Below are 5,814 nucleotides of genomic sequence, written 5' to 3'. Positions count from 1 at the left end.
TTTGCAAGCAGAGAGTTTTTATTGGATAGATTAACTTCTACTATAACACTCTAACTTTTTAACACTTGGCGAGATACAAAACAGTCCCGAACAACAATTGTCACTCGGGACTGTTAAATTCTCTGCTCGATATTTCCAAGTAAAATAAATGGCTCGACAACTGATATTCTTTTAAACACTGTAATTATTTTTAAGAATATAATGCATAATGATAAACGTCAAATAAGAGAGGTAGTTTTGGTAGCTATTGCGCCGGCCCGGAAAAAGTTCGAACTCCTTATTTAACAGGATTATGGTTTTCAGAGGGGTGCAAAAATTAAGAGAATCAGGCTAAAAGGTGGGTTTTTTGTCCAAATTTGTCCGGTATTTTGGAGAGTCAATTTTCATAAGTCTTTTGTTAATAAACAGTTACAAGATGTCCAGCCTCATGGGGTGGACATCTACTAAAACGGTGCAATTACAAGGAAGTAAACATGCCAAGTAAATGCTTTTATAACACGAACGGCAGGCTTTTTCAAGAGCTTTTGTTTCTTTTAGGGCACCTTGTGCATAGCCGATTGATTAGGCAGATAGAATACCTTAAGGTAGAAAACCAAATCCTACGTAAGAAAATCAAAGGCCGGAACTAATCATTGCGCCCGTAGCTACGCAAAAGCCATCTAAAAGAGTAAGTTCTTTTTTTAACTCTCTCTCCATTTAAATATTCTCCTTATTTTTGTTGGTGATTTAATTATAAATACCACTATAGTAAAAACAGCAATAAATATAGTAGGCACCAATATTATCGATGGATTGACATCCGGATAAACTAACTTCTCGATATAGTGAACTATAAATGAACCGGGATAGGTTAAATCAGGATTATATTTCGCTCTTAAGGTATTTTCCAGTATGGTTAAAGGGCAATATTCTCTTAAAAAAGCCAAAAGCCCGACATAGATTATACCACAAAGATGAAGTATTCTGAATGACCACCAATCAAAAAATCTTTTATAGAAGAACCCGCTTAAAGTGAGTATAGCTCCTACTAGCATAAACAATATCCAGGCAAAATGTATAACCACAATTAAATCCGCAAAGGCCTTATATAACATTTTCTTTCCTTAATGCCCGCTTCAGGATTTTGCCAGTGGAGGTCTTGGGTAAAGAATCCCTGAATTCGATAGTTCTGGGAACCTTGTAGGAAGCAAGTCTTTCCCTCAAGAAGCGGATAAGTTCTCCTTTTGTTGCCTTTTCGCCTTCTTTTAAAGTTACATATCCTATAGGCACTTCCCCTCTAAGTTCATCCTTTACACCTATTACCGCTGCTTCAGCAACCTTTGTATTTTGATAAAGAACCTCCTCTATTTCCCGGGGATAGACATTTAAGCCGCGCACAATAATCATATCCTTCTTTCTATCCACAATGTAGATATAGCCATCTTCATCAATCTTTGCTATATCTCCTGTATATAACCAGTCATCTTTTATTGTCTTTTTCGTTTCCTCAGGAAGTTTATAATAGCCTTTCATCACATTCTCGCCTTTAACTAAAAGTTCACCTTCTTTATTAGGTGGCAATTGATTACCATCTTCATCCACTATCTTTACCTCAACCCCGGCTATGGGTAAGCCTACAGAACCAGGCTTTCTCTTTTTTGGGGGATTAATCGATACCACAGGTGAAGCCTCAGTAAGACCATATCCTTCCAGAATCGGGATGCGAAATTTTTCCTCAAATTTCCTTAATACCTCAAGGGCTAAACTGGCCGCTCCCGATACACATATTCGTAAAGGATTAACAATCTTAAGCAGCCGGGAAACAAGTATCATGGGAACGGGAATATTAGAAAGCACATTATAGATAGCAGGAATAGCAACAAAGACAGTTATCCTATTTCTTATGATATTTCTTATCACCTTCCCAAATGGCTTCACCGATTCCACAATGGCAATTGATGCTCCTAAATATAAAGGGGCTAAGACACAGGCCATCCAAGTAAAGGAATGAAACATCGGTAAAAGACACAAGAATCTGTCCTTTTTAGTGAACTTAATTGCTTTTATAGATGAGATAACATTGGAAATCAGATTCTTATGGGTAAGCATTACTCCTTTGGGATGTCCAGTAGTGCCAGAGGTATAGAGGATGGCTGCTACATTGTCAGGCTTAAGAGCCGAAACTTTCTCACCAGATGGAGATTTACTCAGCAGGTCGGAAAAATTTATCGTACATGGAGTTGTCTCTCCCACTACGATAACCTGTTTTAGCCTCTCCAGCCGCAATTTCAGACGATTGATTGTGGGCATAAACTCCGGTGATGTGATAGTAGTAGAGACCTCCGCGTTATCCAGGATATATTTTAACTCCTCTTCCTTAAGCATAAAATTTAAAGGGATAGCTATTCCCCCAACCTTTAGGATAGCGAAATAGCTTACAATATATTCCGGACAGTTTTTCAATAGAATGGCTATTTTTTCGCCTTTCTTTATCCCTAACCGGATTAGCCCGTAACTTACTGTAGTGACCTGACTGTTTAACTGGCGGTAAGTAATTCGCCTCTTCCCAAAGATAAGGGCATCTTTCTTGGAATAAATTCTACAACTTTCTTCTAACCTCTCTGTTAAAGTCATCAGTTTATTTTCCATCAACATATTTTTTATCCGGCACCTTGCGAAGGAAAAGATATCCCACTCCTAAAAATAGCAATAAGGCAAAGATTGCCAATCGATACTTTAAAATCCCTAAAAAACCAAACGCCCACACTATCAGCCCCCCAGATAAACGGTCCGATAATAGAGGCAGATTTTCCGGTTAAGCCATAGAATCCGAAGACTTCTCCTACCATTTGTGGTGGAGATAAATCTACTACTAATGCCCGGGCGCTTGTCCAGGTTGCACCTAAACATATTCCTACCAATGGCCCCACAGCCCAAAATACGATTTTATTAAAAGCTATCACCGTTAAAAGGATGCTTATACACCATAGCCCCAAAACAATACTTAAAGTTCGTTTTGAGCCCAGGCTGTCAGTAATAAACCCGGCTATAAATGAACCAATAATAGCAAAGATAGTAGATACAATGTAGAAGGTGATAATCTCAGGATCTGTAAATCCCATAACCTTCTTGGTATAAACAGACATAAATACGATAATGGTGTTGATGGCATTAAAGGCAAAAATTGCCGCAATTAAAAAATTAAAAAGGTCTGGATACCTTTTAATATTTACGAAGGTCTCTTTTATTTTTCTAAAAGCTCCTCTTATTTGAGGTTCAAATTTACCCCGCCCTTTCTGCTTTGCAGAAAGCCCACGAAGTAAGAAAAGGCAGGGTTTATCTCTTCTTTCTACCAGACAATCTTTTACAAATAGAAAGCAGGGAAGGGAAAATAGCAAAAATAAAATTGCTGTGGGGATAAATGCGGCCTGACTTCCATATTTTAAAACAAATGGCCTGACTAATAAAAGTCCGGCAATGGTACCACAATATCCTAGACTTGTCCCGTAACCGGATACCCGGCCAATTTGACCCTTACCGCTCATCTGAGGAAGCAAAGCATTGTAGAAAATGGCTGCTATTTGATAGCAAAAATTGGCAATAGCAAAAAGAAGAAGTCCAAAAAATAATCTATTCGTCAACCCGATTAGAGCAGTGAAGATACAACATATCAAAGTAAAAATTATCAAGAAAGGTATCCTTCTCCCAACCCTATCCGATATCGCTCCCATTAAAGGAGCTGATAATGCCGCCAGTAGCATCGAGCCAGATAACGCCCAACTGTACAGGATATCTTCTCCCTTCATATCCACAGTTACCCACAAAGCAAAGTAAAGGGAGGTTACATTCATCGCAAATATGGTATTGGCGAAGTCATACATCGACCAGGAAAAGATAGTAAGTTTTCTATTAAGCATCATCAACTCTAATTTGCTAATGTTAAAGGTTTAACCCCATGGGGTTAAGATATTTACTAAGAAAAATATTTATCTTAGAGCTATATTCTTTCATGGCCATAAAAAAGGCCTCATTGTGCCCCCCTTGCATCTGGTAAAACTCCTTTGGTGGGGGTGCGGCTTCAAATAACTTCTTACCTAATTTAAACGGCACAATCTCATCATCTTGACTATGAATAATTAATTTAGGGATAGCGATATTTTTTATCTTTGCTAAAGCATCATATTTAATTGTAATTATCCATTTTACGGGCAAATATGGAAATAATTTCTTTCCCATATCATAAGCAGAACTAAACCCGCTCTCAAAGATAAGGACAGCTACTGTAACTTTAGAAGCCAAATCGATAGCCACATTTGCTCCTATAGATTTTCCATAAATCACAATTGCATCTTTATTAATATTTTTCCTACCAAGCAAATACTTATAAGCTGCCTGGGCATCTCGATAGAGCCCCTCCTCGGTTGGGCTGCCCTGACTTCTTCCATAACCCCGGTAATCAAAAATAAAAACATTCAGGTTAAGTTCATTAAAGACTTCTATGATTTCAATGCGGTGGCTTATATTTCCCGCATTCCCATGACAGAATAGAAGTGTGCCTCTCGGGTCTTCTGCCGGAATAAACCAACCATTTAGCTTCAGACCATCATCGGTGTTAAAGAAAACATCCTCATATTTAAGGCCTGCATTCATAGGGGTAGATTCAATTTCTTTTGTGGGATAATATATGCCCTTCCTCTCAAAATATTTTACATAGGCAAACATAAAAACTGAGAATATTAATATTGATATTAAAATCCGATTAAGCATTAACTTCATATCTCTGACAATCCCTTTTTCATATTTGCATCACTATGGTAAGGTCTACCCACCTTTTTTCTTATTTTTTCACCTCTTCCCCTATCATAGGTACAAAGCTAACCAGAATGATACTGTTAGCCTTTATTGGAGAATTGGGTTAATCTTCCCTTATCGCCATCCTTGAATATCCAGATTGATAAGGCCGCATTCCTTTGCCCATCTTACCGCTTCCTCAAATTCTTCTCGGGTAATTCTGCGGGATATCTCGGGATATCCAAATGCTTTATGTGAGTAGTGTAACATATTTTGGACACTTTGAGATTAAAAGTTCTTTGAAAGGATAAAGAGATGGCATACCCTAATGGTAGACAATAACCATTAACCGGGGAATAATCCCCAGGAGGGTATGCTATGAATAGACCAATTAACTTCTCAAAAGATAATTTAGCAATTCAGTGGAAGTATGTAAAGAGGAAATGATCAATAATAACCAAATAACACTGTTAAATACCATCTTTTGATAATGGTGGAATTTAGAGATAAAGAGAGGTATAAAGACAGATATTTTGCATGTTTTTAAGAAGGAGTTCTTCATATTTGTAAACAGAGAGGTTCTATCGGATAAGTTAACTTCTACTATAATACTCTAAATCTTTAACCCTTGGTGAGATACAAAACAGTCCCGAACAACAATTGTCACTCGGGACTGTTAAATTCTCTACTCGATATTTCCAAGTAAAATAAATGGCTCCCCAAACGAGACACGAGTCAAACTCCACAAGTCCAATGCATTCAACTACTTGTGAAGGTCTATAAACGACGTACTAAGCGATTTGAGCTGTCAATTGACCAACCATTCCCGGCACCAACCCCACAACCGGTCAAAATGCCTAAGAACATCGTTCGGATCGCCCTCGATGTGAAAGCTTATGTGACAATCAATCCCGGGCATTCATACAGCCTTGTGGCTGAAAACTTCAACGTATCCCGGGCACGCATTTCACAATTATTAAAGATCATTGATAACCTACCTGCATATTTTATCAGAAAAATCGAAGAAACGGAAGACCCAATTTT

General features: G+C 38.0%; 6 protein-coding genes. 1 reads left to right on the top strand and 5 read right to left on the bottom strand.

Annotated features, from left to right (window positions below; translation table 11 throughout):
* Window positions 1-680: 680 nt before the first annotated feature.
* The 5 genes from P9L98_04890 to P9L98_04870 form a co-directional block, all read right to left on the bottom strand.
* Window positions 681-1,094, bottom strand: a complete 414-nt coding sequence (locus P9L98_04890; GenBank protein MDP8216633.1) for a DUF2784 domain-containing protein — start codon at window positions 1,092-1,094, stop codon at window positions 681-683.
* Window positions 1,084-2,628: a long-chain fatty acid--CoA ligase gene (locus tag P9L98_04885; protein MDP8216632.1), complete on the bottom strand. Its 1,545-nt coding sequence runs from the start codon at window positions 2,626-2,628 to the stop codon at window positions 1,084-1,086. The genes P9L98_04890 and P9L98_04885 overlap by 11 nt, the downstream gene beginning before the upstream one ends.
* Before the next feature lie 11 nt (window positions 2,629-2,639).
* Window positions 2,640-3,899, bottom strand: coding sequence for an MFS transporter (locus P9L98_04880; protein MDP8216631.1), 1,260 nt, complete (start codon window positions 3,897-3,899; stop codon window positions 2,640-2,642).
* Window positions 3,900-3,918: 19 nt separating this feature from the next.
* Window positions 3,919-4,755, bottom strand: coding sequence for an alpha/beta hydrolase (locus P9L98_04875; GenBank protein ID MDP8216630.1), 837 nt, complete (start codon window positions 4,753-4,755; stop codon window positions 3,919-3,921).
* Window positions 4,756-4,905: 150 nt separating this feature from the next.
* A complete protein-coding gene (locus tag P9L98_04870) occupies window positions 4,906-5,040 on the bottom strand; it encodes a hypothetical protein (protein ID MDP8216629.1) in 135 nt (44 codons plus the stop codon).
* Between the two features lie 499 nt (window positions 5,041-5,539).
* On the opposite strand from P9L98_04870, the gene P9L98_04865 reads away from it, so the two are divergent.
* A partial coding sequence (locus tag P9L98_04865) for a hypothetical protein (protein MDP8216628.1) occupies window positions 5,540-5,814 on the top strand: 275 nt, incomplete at its 3' end.

This window comes from Candidatus Kaelpia imicola, assembly GCA_030765505.1.
Classification (GTDB): Bacteria; Omnitrophota; Gorgyraeia; order Kaelpiales; family Kaelpiaceae; genus Kaelpia; species Kaelpia imicola.
Note: the sequence above shows the minus strand (reverse complement) of the source record. Positions and strands in the feature narration are given on the sequence as shown.